Here is a 15099-nt window from a genome sequence, read left to right as displayed (position 1 = left end):
GGGGGCCGGGGTGCGGCCGACGGTGCCGGAAGGCTGGGGTCGGCGCTGGCCGAGAACGTGCTGGGCGCCGGGATGCTGGTGGTCCCGCCGATCGCCGCGGGGCTGGCCGGGGCTTTCGCCCCGGCCGCCTGGGCGGTGCACCTGCTGCTCGGTGCCGTCTTCAGCGCGGCGCTCGGCGCCCTGGCCCTGGCCCGTCCCGCGGCTCCGGCGTCCATCGCGGGACTGACCGGCGCGGTCCTCGGCCGCCGCGCCGGCACCGCGCTGGTCGCGGTCTACCTGTGCGGTTTCGTCGTCGGCCAGGCCGCGCTGGCGACCGTCGCCGGACGTCTCGCGGCCCTCGTGTGGGATGCCACGCGTCCGGCGGTGACGCTCGCCTCGGCCGCGCTGGTACTGGCCGCCGCCACCGCGGGCTGCCTCGGCGGAGTGACGCTCGGCCCCGGGGCACGGCGGCTGCGGTCGCTGGTCACGCTGGCACTGGCGGGGTACTGCTGTGCCCGCCCCGGCCTGTTCCGGGCCGCCGGGCTGGTTCCGGACACGCACTGGCCGGCCGCGGCGGTCTTCCTGCTGCTGTTCGCCGGGGTCGGCTGGGAGGGCAGCGCCCGCCTCGCCGCCCGGGCGGGCACGCGCCGCCGCCTGATGGCGTCGGTGGGGCTGGGCGCGTCCGGGGTCGCGGTGGTCTTCCTCGGCCTGGCGCTGCTGCTGGGCGATCCGGGGTCGCACGGTCCGGCCGCGCTGAACGGCCTGGATCACGCCGCCGCGGGATGCGCGGCGTTACTGCTGGCCTGTTACTGCCTGACGAACGTGGCCGCCGCGGCCCAGTTCGCGCGGACGCTCGGCGTGGCCGGGGACCGTACCGCCACCGCCTCGGTGGGCGCCTGGTGCCTGGCGGTCACGCTGGGCGGCGCGGCGCTCGGACTGGGTCCGGCGGGCCTCCTGGCCGGGCCCGCGTCGGCCACGCTGACCGGTTACCTGCTGGCCTGCGCGGCCTGCCTGCGCGGCGGTGCCACGACGGCCCGGCTGCTCAGCGCCCTGGCGGCGGCCGGTCTGCTCGCCGTGGGGGTTCTCCTGGCAGCTGGCCCGGGCGCCGGCTGAGATCGACGAGCCGACCATGTTCGTACGTGAAAAGTAACGAATCGATGGTCGGTGTTCATGATCTGAACTAACCTCCCCATGGGCCCGCGTGAGGGCGTCAGGAAGACCGCCGGGGAGACTGCGTGTTGAACTTGCTCGGGCTCGATGAGCTGTCCCTGTCCGCCTACCGGGTCCTGCTGCACCGGCCGAACCTCGACATGGCCGAACTCGCCGAGGAACTGGGCGTCGACCGGGCAGAGGTGGCAGACATCATCGATCAGCTCAAACGCCTGTCGCTGATCCGACCGCGCTACGCCGATCCAGGACTGCTGCACGCGGTCAGCCCGGAGATAGGGCTCCGCCAGCTGATCAAGGATCAGGAGGACGAACTCGACGCCCGCCGCCGCGAGATCGAACGGGCCCGAACCGCCGTCGACGACTTCGCCGACGAGTACTCGTGCTGGCGGTCCGTCGGCAACGAGGGGAAGATCGAATACCTGACCGGAGTGGATGCCATCCACACCCGGATCGAGGAGCTGGCCGCCGCGTCGGTCTCGGAGATCGTCACCTTCAGCGTGAACGTGCAGACCCGGGACAGTCTGGAGCCCAGCCGGGAGGTCGAACAGGCCGCGCTGAACAGGGGTGTCGCGCTACGCGCCATGTACCTCCAGAGCATCAAGAACCACCCGCAGGTGCGTTCGCATGTCTCCTGGCTGGTCGACCAGGGCGCGCAGGTGCGGGTCTCGCCGCTGCTGCCGCTGCCCATGGTGATCTTCGACCAGTCCACCGCGCTGCTGCCGATCGATCCGGACACCACCCACGACAGCGCCATGGTGGTCAGCGGCAAGGGGCTGCTGACCGCGTTCCTCCACATCTTCGACAGTGCGTGGAGCGAGGGGCAGCCGATAGGCGGCGGGAAACCGGCGGCCGACGGCGAACTGGGCGCCACCGACCAGGCCGTGCTGTCCCTGCTCGCCCAGGGCATGACCGACGAGGCGGTGGCCCGCAAGCTCGGTGTCTCGCTGCGCACGGTGCGGCGCATGATGGCCCGGCTGATGCGCCAGCTCGGCACCCGCTCCCGTTTCGAGGCCGGTATACGCGTCGCCCAGCTCGGCCTGATGCACTCCGACTCCCAAGCGGTCTGAGGGGAGCGGGTGGTGCGGGACCGCGCACGGCCACGGCGGTCCCGCACCCCCCTTCACGCCGCCCCGGTGTCCGCCTCGGCGACCTTCTGCAGCGCGGGCTGCGCCTGCGCGGTGTCCGAGTTGCCGCGTTGCTTGATGGCGAGGATCAGCCCGGCGCCGACCAGCGCCAGCACCACGCACGATCCCCAGTGCAGGCCGGCGCTGTGCCCGTACAGGAAACCGCCCAGGGCCGGCCCGCCGGTCTGCGCCACGGTGATCGCGATACCCTCCGTCGCCTGGTAACGCCCGCGCAGGTGCGGTGGGGAGAACAGGCCGGGCAGCGAGGTGGCCACCGGGGTGTAGATCATCTCGCCGAACGTCCACAGCAGCACCGTCACGATCAGCATGGCCTTGTCCGCCGCCAGACCGGACGCGCCCACGCCCACCGCGAGCAGCGCCAGGCCCAGCGCGATCACCCTGCGGAAGTCCCGCGACTCGGTGTACTTCACCAACGGCAGCTCCACCAGCACGATGACGAACGCGTTGATGCCGAGCAGGAGCCCGTAGAACGTGGCGCTCAGGCCCGAGTCCCGCACCTGGAGCGGCAGCGTCGCGGTGGTCTGCGTGTAGACGTACGTCGCCGCGATCATCGACAGGATGTACAGGCGCATCGCGGGGTCGGCGAACACATCCCGGTAGCCGCGGTCCGGCACCTTCGCCGCGGCGCCGTCCTCGCCGTCCTCGTGCGGCTGCGGAAGGGTCTCCGGCAGCAGCACCAGCACCAGCAGGCCGAACAGGAACGACGTGACGGCGTTGCCGACGAACAGGTAGGTGTAGGAGACGTTGCTCAGGATGCCGCCGACCAGCGGGCCGACGGACATGCCCAGGTTGATCGCCAGCCGCAGCAGCCCGAAGGCGGCGATGCGCTCCCCCTCGTCCACCGTGTCCACCAGGATGGCCCCGCCGGCCGGGCGGTAGAGCTGGCCGAAGAAACCGATCACCAGGCAGACCGCGATCGTGCTGTAGATGTCCGGCAGGACCGGCACGATCAGGGTGAAGCCCGCGGTGCCGAACATCGACAGCACGATCGCCCAGCGGCGGCCCACCTTGTCGGCGAGCGTGCCCCCCACCGCGTTGCCGAAGAAACTCCCCAGCCCGATCGCGCCGAGCGCCAGGCCCGCCAGGAATGTGGAGTACCCCTCGGCGGTCAGGTACAGCATCAGGAAGACGTTGAGGAAGTTGCCGAACTTGTTGACGAACATGCCGATGCAGATGACCCACGCCGGCCTCGGCAGCGCGAGGATGCGGCGGAAGAGAGAGGTGGAGTCGCCGGGCATGCTCGGGATCAAGCTCCTCGGGTAAGGCTGACCGGTCTCCGGCCACCGCATCAGGGTGGCCGCCGTTCAACCACCGTTTCGGGACGCCCAGTATGGACCGGTGCCGCCCGCCGCACCGCTGCCGCAGCTGTCCTACTCACGACGTGGCACCTACTGACCACCCGTCCGGCGTCCGGTGCGGCCCTTGGCGGCCATGGCATTTTGCGGACAGCTCTCGGCATAACGCTCATCCGGCCGCTTCGGCGAGTATCCGGGCTATGGCTAAGGAACCATCCCCGGTTGCGGGGACTTTGCTGGTCGTGGGAGGCAGACCCGATACCGTACGCAAAGCGGCGGCACTGGGTATCGACGTGGTGCTGGTGCAGCACCACGACCACCTCGTCCCCGAGGTCAGCGAATGGGCCCGCGCGGTGTTCGTGGCCGACTACACCGACTGGGAGGCCGTCCAGCCCGTACTGGCCAAGGCCCACGGGGAGTACGGGTTCACCAAGGCGATCACCCTCACCGAGCCCGGACTGGAACCGGTCGGCCGGATCAACGACCTGTTCGGACTCGGCGGTACCTCGTACCGCACGGCCCATCTGCTCAAGGACAAGCTCGCCATGCGCCGGCACCTCACCGGCCTCGGCGGCGCTGCGGCCGCCGTCAGTGTGGCCGCCGCGGAAGCGGCGGACGAGGACGCCATCCGCGCCTTCGGCGCCGAGCACGGCTTCCCGATCGTGGTGAAGCCCGCCGACATCACCGCCAGTCTCGGCGTCCACAAGGTGGACTCGGCCGACCAGATCCCCGCGGTCTGGCGGCGGATCGAGGAGTTGCGGGCCCGCACCGACCTGCCGTGGGGATCGTTCTTCACCGTCGGGCCGCACGTGGTCGAGCAGTACATCGAAGGACCCGAGTACAGCGTCGAGGCGTTCAGCTTCGCCGGACGGCACGTGGTCGTGGCGATCACCGAGAAGCTCACCGACCCCAACGGTTTCATCGAACTCGGACATGCCCAGCCGGCCCGGCTCGACCCGGACGCGGCCCGCCGCGTCGAGGAGTGCGCGGTCACGCTGCTGGACGCGGTCGGCCTCAGGGACGGGGCGTCGCACACCGAGGTCAAGCTCACGGCCGACGGCCCGAAGATCATCGAGGGCCACAACCGCATCGGCGGCGACCGCATCGTGGACCTGCTGGAGGCGGCGTACGGAGTCGACTTCGAACTGCTCACCGTCGGCGTCCCGTTCGGCCTGTGCGAGCCGCTGCCCGCCAGGCCCCCGCTGATCCGGGCGGCCGCCACCCGGTTCCTCGGCGGGCGGCCCGGCACGGTCACCGCGGTCGAGGGCGACGACACGGTCCGCGAACACGCCGGCGTCCTGGCGCTCGACATCACGGTCGCACCCGGCACGGTCGTCGATCCCGGCTCCAACTGGGGCCGTTGCGGCCAGGTCATCGCTGTCGGCGAGGACACCGGGTCCGCGGTGCGGCTGTGCGAGGAGATGATCGACGCGATCACGATCCGCATCGATCCGGTGGCGGAGCCGTCGGCCGGGCCGGCCGGGGACACCGGGGAAGAGCAAGGGGAAGGCGAGGTAGTGCAGTGACCAAGGTGCTACTCATCATGCGGAACACCTACGGGTGGAACGCCGACCACATCGAGGCGCTGCTGCGGCTCGGCGTCGAGATCCACCTGGCCACTTCGGTGCCGGGCTCGGAGCGGGACAGCCGGTTCGCCGGTGTGGTCCCGCTGCGGTCCGCGATGAGCCTGGACGAGACGGTGGACCACCTGGTGGACACCGCCCGTGAGCGGGGCATCGGCATGGCGCTGACGTTCTACGAGAGCGACCTCGTGGTGACCGCCATGGTCAACCGCGCCCTGGGGCACGCGTGGGCCGACCCCGAGACGGAGATGATCAGCCGGGACAAGCGGCTGCAGCGGGAGTTCCTGGTGAAGCACGGGCTGCCCGCCCCCCGGTTCGCTCCCGTCGAGTCGGCCGACCCGGTGGCCGGCGGGCTGCGGACCGCGGCCGGCTTCGACTACCCGATGATCGTCAAGCCGACCTACCTGTCGGCCAGCATCGGCGTGACGCTCGCGCGCGACGAGGCCGAACTGCGGGCCGGCCTGAACGAGATCGCCGTGCTGGCCGCGGACTGGGAGAGCTACTTCCTGGCCGACCAGAAGCAGCCGATCGGGCTCATCGAGGAGTTCCTGCCCGGCACGGAGGTCACCCTGGACGGTGTGGTGCTCTTCGGTAAGTTCCACCTTGCGGGCGTCACCAACAAGATGCAGATGGGCGGCCCGTACTTCGAGGAGGACTACTACACCCTGCCCTTCCGCACCCCCGAGGAGGAGCCGGAGCTGACCGCGCTCAGCCAGGGCATCATCGACGGGCTGGGCGTGGACCACTGCCTGTTCAATGCCGAGTTCCGCAAGGACAGGGACGGCCGTTACCGGGTGATCGAGTTCAGCACCCGGCTGTCCGGCGGCCAGAACTACCGGTGCCTGCGGGACGTCTACTCCCTCGACCCGGTCCGGCTGTTCCTCAAGGCGCGGCTGCTCGGCAGCGACCCGGCGCTGGAGGAGCAGGTGTGGGCGGGGGAACTGCCCCGCAGCGCACCGCGGATGGCCACCTGCATCAAGTACGCGTACCGGCACGGGGTGCTGATGCGCAACAACGCGGGAGAGGTCGCTCACTCCCCGTACTACCGCAGTTACCTCACCGCCGCCAAGCCGGGCGCTGTCCTCCAGCCCCCGCCGGAGGGCTGGTACCAGTTCGCCGGTTCCCTGGCCGTCGCCGGCCCCTACCGTGAACCGGCCGACATCGACCGCCTGGAACGCATAGCCGAGGACCTGGACGGCAAGCTGGACATTCTCATCGTCTGACCCTGCGGACGCCTGAACGGTCGGTGAGCGCGCACAATGCCGAAGCGGTCCCGGGAAATGACCCGGGACCGCTTCGGCGCGCGGGCGCCGCCGCCGGACCTACTTCCGGAAGAGGTCGTTCACCTGCTGGTTGGCCCTGGTCAGTGAGGAGACCGGGGACTGGCCGGTGAGGACGGATTCCATGGCGGGTTCCATGACGGCGTCGATGTCCGCGGCGTGACCGGAGATGGGATACAGGAAGGTCGTCTTGTCGCGCACGTGGTCGGTGAACGCGGAGACGTCAATGCCCTTGGCGGCGTAGTTCTTCTGGGTGGCTCGCCACGCGGTGTTGATGGCGGGGAAGACCACGGTGTGCGCGGCGACGACGTTCTGGCAGTCGGACGAGGCGAGGTACTTCACCCACTTCCAGGCCTCCTCCGGGTGCCTGGTGCCCTTGTAGATGGAGTCGGCGAGGCCGTTGAACATGCTGGCCCGCCGTCCGTCCGGTCCGACGGGGGTGGGCGCGATGCCCACGCGGAGGCCTTTGTAGCCGTAGGCGGTCGAGATCATCCAACTGCCGCCGGTGGCGGTGGCGGTGCGGCCGGCTGCGAGCTGGTCGCTCCACTGGACACCCTTGGTGACCTCGAAGGAGGGCATGTAGCCCTTGTCGATGAGACTCTTGTACCAGGCGATGGTCTGCTGGAAGCGCGGGTCGTCGTAGTGGTAGCGGGTGCCCCAGGGATTCTGGTTCATGTACTGCCAGCCGGTGGTGTTGGCGTACATGCTCCACTGGGTCTGGCCTCGGCCGCCGCCGACCGTGCTGGAGGCGTCCATCCACATGCCGTAGACCCGGACGTGTTTCCTGTCGAAACCGGGCTCGTCGCCGCGTTTGCCGTTGCGGTCGACGGTGAGACGGGCGATGGCCTTCTCGTAGCTGCCGCCGTCCTCGGGGTTCCATGTGAGGTGGTTGAGGTCGGCGCTGGTGAGGCCCGCCTTCTTGATCATGTCGGTGTTGTAGAAGAGGGCGAGGGTGTCCCAATCCTTGGGCAGGCCGTAGCGCTCGCCCTCCGGGGAGACCCACAGGTCGGCCAGGCCGGGGGCGTACTGGTCCAGGGACACCTTGTCGCGTTCGACGTACGTGTCGAGCGGCAGGAGCTGATGCAGGCGCGCCAGGTCTCCGAACTTGGCCAGGTGGTCGGTGAAGACGTCGGGCGCGGACTCCGAGACCAGGCCGAAGGTGATGCCCGGCCAGTAGTCGTCCCAGCCACGCTGCTCGAACCTGATGTGGATGCCGGGGTTCTTCTGCTCGAAGTCGTCGGCACATCTCTGGTAGGCGGGCTGCTGGTTGGCGTCCCAGAGCCAGTACGTGACGGTGGTCGCGCCGCCTGCGGCACCGGCGCCGCTGCCGCACGCGGTGAGCGTGAGAGCTCCGGCGAGCAGGGCCGCGGAAGCGGTGAGAATTCTTTGCATCGCTTGCACCGTCCTTACTTGACGCCGGAGAATCCGATGGAGTTGACGATCTTCTTGCCGAAGGCGAGGAAGATCAGGGCGACCGGGACCGCGGCCACCAGGGTGGCGGCCATGAGTCCGGACCAGTCGGGGCCGGTCTGCGGGGTGGCGGCGCGGAAGACGCTGAGGGCGACGGTGAGGACCCGTACGCTGTCCTCAGAACCCACCAGCAGCGGCCAGAAGTACTCGTTCCAGGCGTTGATGAAGGTGAGGATCGCGAGCGTCGCCATCGGCGCGGAGCTCATCGGCAGGATGATGCGGAAGAAGACCCGCAGGTGGCCGGCGCCGTCGATCATCGCCGCCTCCTCGATCTCGCGGTTGATGCCGAGAAAGAACTGCCGGAGGAAGAAGACCGCGAAGGGCGTCATGAACAGGAACGGCGCGACGACGGCAGCATAGGTGTTGAGCAGCCCGAGGTTCTTGATCAGTACGAAGTTGGGCAGCATGGTGAAGACCGGCGGCACCATCAGCGCCGTGAGGAAGGCGAAGAAGACCTTGTCGCGGCCGGGCCAGCGCAGGCGGGCGAAGGAGTAGGCGGCCAGCGCGCTGAAGAAGACCTGACAGACCGTGATGACCGTGGACACGATCAGCGAATTGCGCAGGTAGACCCAGAAGTTGAGGGAGGCACCCGAGCCGCCCTGCGCCTGCGCCTCGGCGAAGGACGACAGGCCCAGCACGCGCTTGAAGCCGCCCCAGGTGAACCCGACCGGCAGCCAGGAGCCCGGATCGGTGAACAGCTCCTTGTTGTCGGACAGCGCGGTGCGCAGCATCCACACGAAGGGCAGGAGGGTGATGAGGATGAAGGCCCACAGGACCAGCCACGCCAGGATGCGGCCCGGCCGCAGTCCCGGCTTGCTGCCGCCTCCGGAGAACTGAGGACTCGTCATGTCGAGAACTCCTTGACGGCTACTGGTCGGAGTCGCCCGCGCGCAGCAGCTTCAACTGCGCGACCGCGAGACCGACGAGGATGACGAACAGGGCGACGGCCATGGCCGAGGCGTATCCGAAACTGAAACGGGTGAAGGCCTGGTCGTAGATGTAGTACTGGATGACCCGGGTGGCGTTGACCGGACCGCCCTTGGTGGTCACCGCGACGGTGTCGAAGATCTGCCACGAACCGATGACGTCGAGGACCAGCACCAGGGCCAGCACCGGGCGGAGCAGCGGCAGCGTGACAGAGAAGAAGGTCCGCCACTCGGAGGCCCCGTCGAGGGAGGCCGCCTCGTACACGTGCCGTGGGATCATCTGCAGCCCCGCGAAGAGCAACAGCGCCGTATAGCCCATGAAGCGCCAGGTGTTGACCAGCGCGATGGTCGGGATGGCCAGGTCGGAATCGCCGAAGAAGCCCTGCGGTGCGATGCCGATCCAGCCGAGAACACTGTTGATGACGCCGAGGTTGTAGTCGGCCATCCAGTACCAGACCAGGGCCACGACGACGTTGGAGACCAGGTACGGCAGCAGGATGGCGCCGCGGAGCACCACGGACGTGGTGAGGCGGTGGATGAGTACGGCCAGCGCCAGGGCGACGACGGTCTGCGCGGCGATGTTGATGACGACGTACTCGAGCGTGACGCGCAGGGAGTTCCAGAAGACGCCGTCGTCGATCATCCGCCGGTAGTTGTCCAGCCCGGTGAACTTCGGCCCGGTGAGCAGGTCGTAGTCGGTGAAGCTGAGGTAGAAGCCGCGGACGGTCGGCCAGGCGTAGAAGGCCAGGAAACCGAAGAGGGCGGGCGCCAGGAAGAGCAGCGCGACACCGGTCTCCCGCCTGCGGGCCCGGGCCAGGCCGGTCCGCTTCGGGGCGCGCGGGGATCGGCGCCGGGAGACGTCCGTCTCCGGGGCCGTGGTCGTCGCGGAGGTGCTTGTGGAGGCCATGGCTCACACCCTGCGCAGGCGGAGCAGCACGAGCTGTTCCGGGTGAAGACTGGGAACCGCGATGCCGGCCCGTTCGAGGACGCTGCCGCGCAAGGTGACGCCTTCGGGAGTGCACCAGGCTGGGGTGCCGCGGTCCATGCCCGGGGCGAGGTCACCGGGCGGCAGGGGCCCCACGTGGTACGTCGCCTCGGGGTCGAGGCCGCGAAGCCGTACGGTGCCGGGGAGCACCGTGACGCGGGTGGCGACGGCGGCCAGCGCGAAGACGGCCTCGGAGCGGTCACGGGCGACGACGCCGTGGGCCCACAGAGCAGGGTCGGGCTGGTCGATCCGGATGACCCGGCCGGTGTGCAGCAGGAGCCGCAGCTCCTTGTAGAGGGCGACCCAGCGGGCGAGGTCGGCGCGCTCGCCGTCGGTGGCGCTGGTGATGTCCCACTCGATGCCGAGGTGCGAGAAGAGCGAGGTGCCCGCTCGGAAGGCGAGGTCGTGGGTGCGACTGGTGGTGTGGGAACGGCCGGCGCCTATGTGGGAGCCGATCAGCTCGGGCGGCAGCAGGAGCTGGGTCCACCGGTTGATGAACTGGCGTTCCAGCGCGTCGATGCAGTCGCTTCCCCAGACCCGGTCGGTGCGCTCCAGGATGCCGAAGTCGACCCGGCCGCCCCCGCCGGAGCAGGACTCGATCTCCAGGCCCGGGTGGCGGCGTCGCAGTTCGTCCATGAGGGCGTACACGGCGAGGGTCTGGCGGTGGACTGCGGCCTCACCGTCGGGCCAGTGGCCGGCGTCGACCAGCTCGCGGTTGTGGTCCCACTTGAGGTAGCTGATGCCGTACTCGCCGACCAGGGCGTCGATCCGCTCCAGGATGTGGGCGTACGCCTCGGGATGGGTGAGGTCCAGGACCTGCTGGTTGCGGATGTCGTCCGGGGTACGGCCACCGGTGGCGAGAATCCATTCGGGGTGGGCGCGGGCCAGGTCGGAGTCCGGGTTGATCATCTCGGGTTCGAACCACAGGCCGAAGTCCAGTCCCAGGGTGCGGACATGGTCGACGAGGGGGTGCAGGCCCTTCGGCCAAACGCCCTCGTCGACGTACCAGTCCCCGAGTCCCGCGTGGTCGTCCCGGCGGTGGCGGAACCAGCCGTCATCGAGGACGAAGCGCTCGGCGCCGACCTCGGCACCGAGCTCCGCGAGGTGCTTGAGTTTGCTGAGGTCGTGGTCGAAGTAGACGGCCTCCCAGGTGTTGATCACCACCGGGCGGGGGGTGGCCGGGTGGCCCGGCCGGGCGCGCAGGTGGTCGTGGAAGCGGGCGGAGAGCCCGTCCAGGCCCTGGTCGCTGTAGGAGGCGTACAGCCAGGGGGTGGTGTACTCCTCGCCGGGGGCGAGGACCTTCTCGCCGGGCAACAGCAGTTCGCCCCCGCCGATGACGCCCTGGCCGGTGGACAGCCGCTCGGCCAGGACGCGGTGGTTGCCGCTCCAGCCCAGGTGCATGCCCCAGACCTCGCCGGTCCCGAAGCCGAATCCGGGGGTACCGGCCGCGAGGACGAGGGCGGCGTTGTGGTTGGTGCGGCCGCTGCGGGACTCGCGGACCCGGGAACCGATGGTGAACGGCTGGCGCTGCGGGTGGCGTTCGCGGCCCCAGCGGCCGGTCAGGTCGAACAGTTCCTCGGCCTGCTGGGGCACGGGCAGCGTCAGCAGCAGGCCGTCCACGGTGTAGTGACGGCCTGCGTCGTCATTCGTGACGGTCGCGCGCAGCCGGAGCAGCCCGGCGTCGCCGGTGATCTCGGCCTCCAGCAGCAGCCCGAGCGAGGCGACGGGATCGCCGGCCCGGATGCGCACCGCGCGGTCGGTGGCCTCGGCGGACTCAAGAGCGAACAAAGGCGACCAGTCACCGCGGTCACGGTGGCCCGTGATCCCGGGCGTGCCCGGCCAGCCGCCACCGTGCTCGGCGAGCAGACCGGGGCGGGGGACGACGTTGTGCATGCCTGCGGCCCCGGGTGGGGTGACGGCGTCGGCGAACCGCGCCAGCTCGTCCTGCGCCATGTCCCCGAGATCGGCCCCCCAGTGCACGACGGTGGGGAGCCCGGTGCCGCGCAGATCGAGCACCAGGCTCACACCTGCCGCCCTCAGATGCGTGATGCCGCCCATGCGGTTGGTCGGTGTGATCACCGTCGGCGCCTCCTTGCGCTGATGTCAAAACTCGTCGGATCTCGTTGTGCGAAAATGTTGCTTACTGTTGTTGTTGCGTCAACCCCTCGCGTCAGTAGCGTTACCCGAGCGTTACTGATCCAGTGGAGCCGGCCATGGCGGAAGCGACCGGGTTGATCGCGGTCCACTGGGCGACACAGGCAGACTGCGCACAAGGTCGGGACGGCAGGATGCGAACCTGCGCCGCCTCGATCCCCCTCGTCGCGAGGCGGAACGGGAACTCACGCGTTCGGGACGGAATCAGCGCGTACTTCGCGGGAGTTCGCACGGTTCGCTCACGAGCGGCGGCGGCTGGTCCCCGTCTGGTCCCCCGGACCGCGGGTCAGTGTTCCGGACCGCCTCGGCGGTCTGTCGTCATGTGCTGGGCCGAAGTTCACAGGAAGCGCGCCGACCGTGTTCGCCGATGGCCGGGTCGCGTCCATCGGCGTCGTCGTGGCCACGGCTGTGGTCACGCCGATGAGCCCGCCGCCACTGGGTGTGCCTGCCCCGAACGCCGGGCGGAGAGCCCGGGTTGTACGGGCGCAGGGGCGGCAGAGGTGGGATCCGTCCCGATCACAGGCCCGTTACGGCACTCGACGCCGTGACGTCGTAGACGAGGTCGATCTCGCGCCTGTCGCCCGGCCCCAGACGCAGGACGTAGCGGACAATGCCCTCGGCGTTCACTTCGTCCGGCTCCGGGAGCGAGGACTCCGCACGCACCCGCACCTCGACCGCTGAGACCTCCGAGACCGGGACGCGCTCACAGACCACCACCTCCTGCTTCCCGCCGCCGTCCGGCGCGTCGAGCCGGGACACGAACAGCCGCACCTGCCGGGTGATCACGGTGCGTTGGTTGACACCGGCCAGCCCGGCGGTGTCACGGCGCTCCTCGACGTGGCGTACCACCCGGAAGGTGTCCTCACTGCCGAAGGCCAGCCTGACCTCCTCGCCCATGCCGGCGAACGCCACTTCCCCTCGGCCGGCGAACCCCGCGCCCCGTACCAGGTCCACCGGCCCGGCCAGCAGCACGTGGCCGGATGTGTTGGCGAACCGGGCGGTGGTCACCACGAGCGGCGACAGCTCCGGCACACAGGTGTTCTCGGCCCGGCACGACGCGGTGAAGGACGACAGGTGCACCCGGTGAGGCCGCCGGTCCGAGGGGACGCCGACCGGCCGGGGCGCCGCCAGCACGCGCGCGGCGCCGCCGTCGTGCAGGCCTGGCAGCCCGGGGGCGGAGCCGCCCGCACCGGCGGGCGACGTGCCGCCGACGGTCCGGATCTCCTCCTCGCGCACGCTCACTTCCACCGTGCGCCGCTCCTCCGCCGAGCGCTCCCGCAGCGTGAGCACGTCCTCGGTCAGCGCCGGGGGGCTCGCGGCCAGAGTGGGACGGGCGGTGGACAGCGACAGTCTCACCGCGTTCCAGTCCTCCCCCGTGTCCTGCCACACAAAGGCGTCGGTCTCCAGCATGACCGACTGCCGGTCCGCAGCGAGCGTCGCCCGGTAGGCCGGCCGCCACAGAGCGCACGGCACCAGGTTCGTCACGCGCAATTCGGCCGGTCCGGCGTGGTCCGCCTCGACCACGAGGTCGACGTACGCCGTCAGCTTCTGCGGCTCGCTCTCCACGTCTGCCAGCGCCTGCCGGGCCTCAGCCAGCTCCTCGCCGAGATCGTGCAGGCGCCGGCGCAGCCGGTGCAGTTCCCCGATGCGCGGCTCGGCCTCCTGGTCGACTCGCTCCAGCCGGTCGGTCCAGCGCTCGGGATCGGCGTCGCCCGCTCCCGCGCCTTGCACGATGTCGCGATACAGGTCGGCCTTGGCCTGGCCGATCACGGCGAGGGAGTTCTCCAGCCGCTGCTGCAGCAGCCGTGCGTCGTCGATCTCCCGTCCCAGCTCATGCACTTCGCGGCGCAGTCCGGAGGCGTCCCGTCCCGGTTCGCCGGGCGGCGCGGGCGCATACGTACGCACCACGCGGGCGTCGAGCACGCGGGGGTTGCCGGAAGCCGCCGTCCCACCGGCTCGGGGGGAGAACTCCGCGCGCAGCGAGCGGTCCACGGTCAGCGGCGTGACCGGGCCGATGCGCAGTCGCCGTACCCCGGCGGTGAGCTGCACGGTGCCGGTGCGTTCGACCTGGGCGCGGTCCTCCATGCATGTCACGACGGTGATCGGCAGGAAGACATCGTCCTCCTCGGCGGCCATGGTTCAGTTCCTCCTGTTCCCGCCGACGACGGCTTTCCCCACGGGCAGGCGGATCTCGAACCCTCCGGTGAGAGTCGTCGTCCGGCCCGATTCCAACTCGACGCGCCAGACGCGTGCCCCGCGGACGCGGGAGCTCTCCTGGCCGCCGAGCGGTCGGTCGGGCTCCCCCCAGGGTGGCTGGGCCGGGTGCTCCTCGACGCGGACGTCCTTGTCGGTCGACACCGGCACGCGCTCGCGTACTTCGACGACCACCGGATACGGAAGACGGTTGGCGACCCCGACTTCCACGGTGTGGTCGAGCACCGTCGTACCACCCCGCAGCCCAGCCGTGGACTCGCGCATGTGCGTCCGCCGCGCCACCCGGACACTTTCGGCCACGCCCACGCCGACCGCCTGCCGCTGCCCGGGGGCGAGTGTCGGCAATGAGGCGGTGAGCACGAAGTCGCCGTCCACCATGACGTCGACGGGCCCGGCCAGCAGAGCGTGCGAGGAGGTGTTCGTCACCAGGACGGTACCGAACACCGACTGGTCGACCGCCGGGACGCAGACGTACTCGAACTCCGTCCGGACCGGTACCTCGCTGACGGGCACGGTGTGCCAGAGCCCGTCGGCTTCGACGTCCGCCGGGGCCGCTGTGTCGAAACGGTAGTCGAACGAGCCCGCCGATACCCGTACGTCCACTGCGTGCGCCGGACGGGCCAGCCGGGCCACGGTGTCGGCGCGTCGGCGGTGTTCCGCGACGAGCGCGTGTGTCCCGGTGGAGCCGGGGCGCAGCGTACCCCGTCCTTCGGCCGCGTCGGGCCCCGTCATCGTCAGGCGGCTGTAGTCCAGCATGTCCGCGGAGGGTGATGCGTCCAGCGGCGGTACGGCGTGCGGCGGCACGCCGGGCGCGGCTGCCGCGAAGTCGTGACCGGCGTGGCGGGCCCGGAGCGCGCCGGGCGAGGGGGCCGGCACAGCGGCCGACCGGGGCGGGGCG

General features: G+C 70.4%; 11 protein-coding genes. 4 read left to right on the top strand and 7 right to left on the bottom strand.

Annotation, left to right across the window (positions count from 1 at the left end; translation table 11 throughout):
• Both VIW71_RS23285 and VIW71_RS23280 read left to right on the top strand, forming a co-directional pair.
• The coding region (locus tag VIW71_RS23285) for a hypothetical protein (RefSeq protein WP_331624502.1) at positions 1 to 1092 on the top strand (1092 nt) is incomplete at its 5' end.
• A 122-nt stretch (positions 1093 to 1214) separates the two neighbouring features.
• A complete protein-coding gene (locus VIW71_RS23280; protein WP_331624501.1) occupies positions 1215 to 2216 on the top strand; it encodes a helix-turn-helix domain-containing protein in 1002 nt (333 codons plus the stop codon).
• Positions 2217 to 2269: 53 nt separating this feature from the next.
• Here the strand turns inward: VIW71_RS23280 and VIW71_RS23275 are convergent, their stop codons facing one another.
• Positions 2270 to 3532 (bottom strand): MDR family MFS transporter, encoded by a 1263-nt coding sequence (locus tag VIW71_RS23275; RefSeq protein WP_331624500.1) that lies wholly within the window; start codon positions 3530 to 3532, stop codon positions 2270 to 2272.
• A 299-nt stretch (positions 3533 to 3831) separates the two neighbouring features.
• Here VIW71_RS23275 and VIW71_RS23270 point away from each other — a divergent pair, with 299 nt between their 5' ends.
• A complete protein-coding gene (locus VIW71_RS23270; RefSeq protein WP_331624498.1) occupies positions 3832 to 5115 on the top strand; it encodes an ATP-grasp domain-containing protein in 1284 nt (427 codons plus the stop codon).
• A 17-nt stretch (positions 5116 to 5132) separates the two neighbouring features.
• Positions 5133 to 6395: an ATP-grasp domain-containing protein gene (locus VIW71_RS23265; RefSeq protein WP_331624496.1), complete on the top strand. Its 1263-nt coding sequence runs from the start codon at positions 5133 to 5135 to the stop codon at positions 6393 to 6395.
• 99 nt (positions 6396 to 6494) lie between these two features.
• On the opposite strand, the gene VIW71_RS23260 is transcribed toward VIW71_RS23265, so the two are convergent.
• The 6 genes from VIW71_RS23260 to VIW71_RS23235 form a co-directional block, all read right to left on the bottom strand.
• Positions 6495 to 7844 carry an ABC transporter substrate-binding protein gene (locus VIW71_RS23260; RefSeq protein ID WP_331624495.1) on the bottom strand — a complete coding sequence of 450 codons (1350 nt, stop codon included), beginning with the start codon at positions 7842 to 7844 and terminating at the stop codon, positions 6495 to 6497.
• Positions 7845 to 7858: 14 nt separating this feature from the next.
• Entirely contained in the window at positions 7859 to 8770 is a 912-nt protein-coding gene (locus VIW71_RS23255) for a carbohydrate ABC transporter permease (RefSeq protein ID WP_331624494.1), read from the bottom strand.
• A 19-nt stretch (positions 8771 to 8789) separates the two neighbouring features.
• Positions 8790 to 9755, bottom strand: a complete 966-nt coding sequence (locus VIW71_RS23250) for a carbohydrate ABC transporter permease (RefSeq protein WP_331624492.1) — start codon at positions 9753 to 9755, stop codon at positions 8790 to 8792.
• 3 nt (positions 9756 to 9758) lie between these two features.
• A complete protein-coding gene (locus VIW71_RS23245; protein ID WP_331624491.1) occupies positions 9759 to 11912 on the bottom strand; it encodes an alpha-galactosidase in 2154 nt (717 codons plus the stop codon).
• 591 nt (positions 11913 to 12503) lie between these two features.
• Positions 12504 to 14123, bottom strand: coding sequence for a mucoidy inhibitor MuiA family protein (locus VIW71_RS23240; protein ID WP_331624489.1), 1620 nt, complete (start codon positions 14121 to 14123; stop codon positions 12504 to 12506).
• A gap of 3 nt (positions 14124 to 14126) precedes the next feature.
• A partial coding sequence (locus tag VIW71_RS23235; protein ID WP_331624488.1) for a DUF4139 domain-containing protein occupies positions 14127 to 15099 on the bottom strand: 973 nt, incomplete at its 5' end.

Source organism: Streptomyces sp. (genome assembly GCF_036524955.1).
Taxonomy (GTDB): domain Bacteria; phylum Actinomycetota; class Actinomycetes; order Streptomycetales; family Streptomycetaceae; genus Actinacidiphila.
The sequence above is the reverse complement of the archived record's forward strand: the minus strand, read 5'-3'. Positions and strand labels throughout refer to the sequence as shown.

What these genes read in the sequence shown, in the direction of transcription:
- VIW71_RS23275 (WP_331624500.1), bottom strand. Translation starts at nt 3,532, where the DNA reads ATGCCCGGCGACTCCACCTCTCTCTTCCGCCGCATCCTCGCGCTGCCG.
- VIW71_RS23265 (WP_331624496.1), top strand. Translation starts at nt 5,133, where the DNA reads ATGCGGAACACCTACGGGTGGAACGCCGACCACATCGAGGCGCTGCTG.
- VIW71_RS23260 (WP_331624495.1), bottom strand. Translation starts at nt 7,844, where the DNA reads ATGCAAAGAATTCTCACCGCTTCCGCGGCCCTGCTCGCCGGAGCTCTC.
- VIW71_RS23255 (WP_331624494.1), bottom strand. Translation starts at nt 8,770, where the DNA reads ATGACGAGTCCTCAGTTCTCCGGAGGCGGCAGCAAGCCGGGACTGCGG.
- VIW71_RS23250 (WP_331624492.1), bottom strand. Translation starts at nt 9,755, where the DNA reads ATGGCCTCCACAAGCACCTCCGCGACGACCACGGCCCCGGAGACGGAC.
- VIW71_RS23240 (WP_331624489.1), bottom strand. Translation starts at nt 14,123, where the DNA reads ATGGCCGCCGAGGAGGACGATGTCTTCCTGCCGATCACCGTCGTGACA.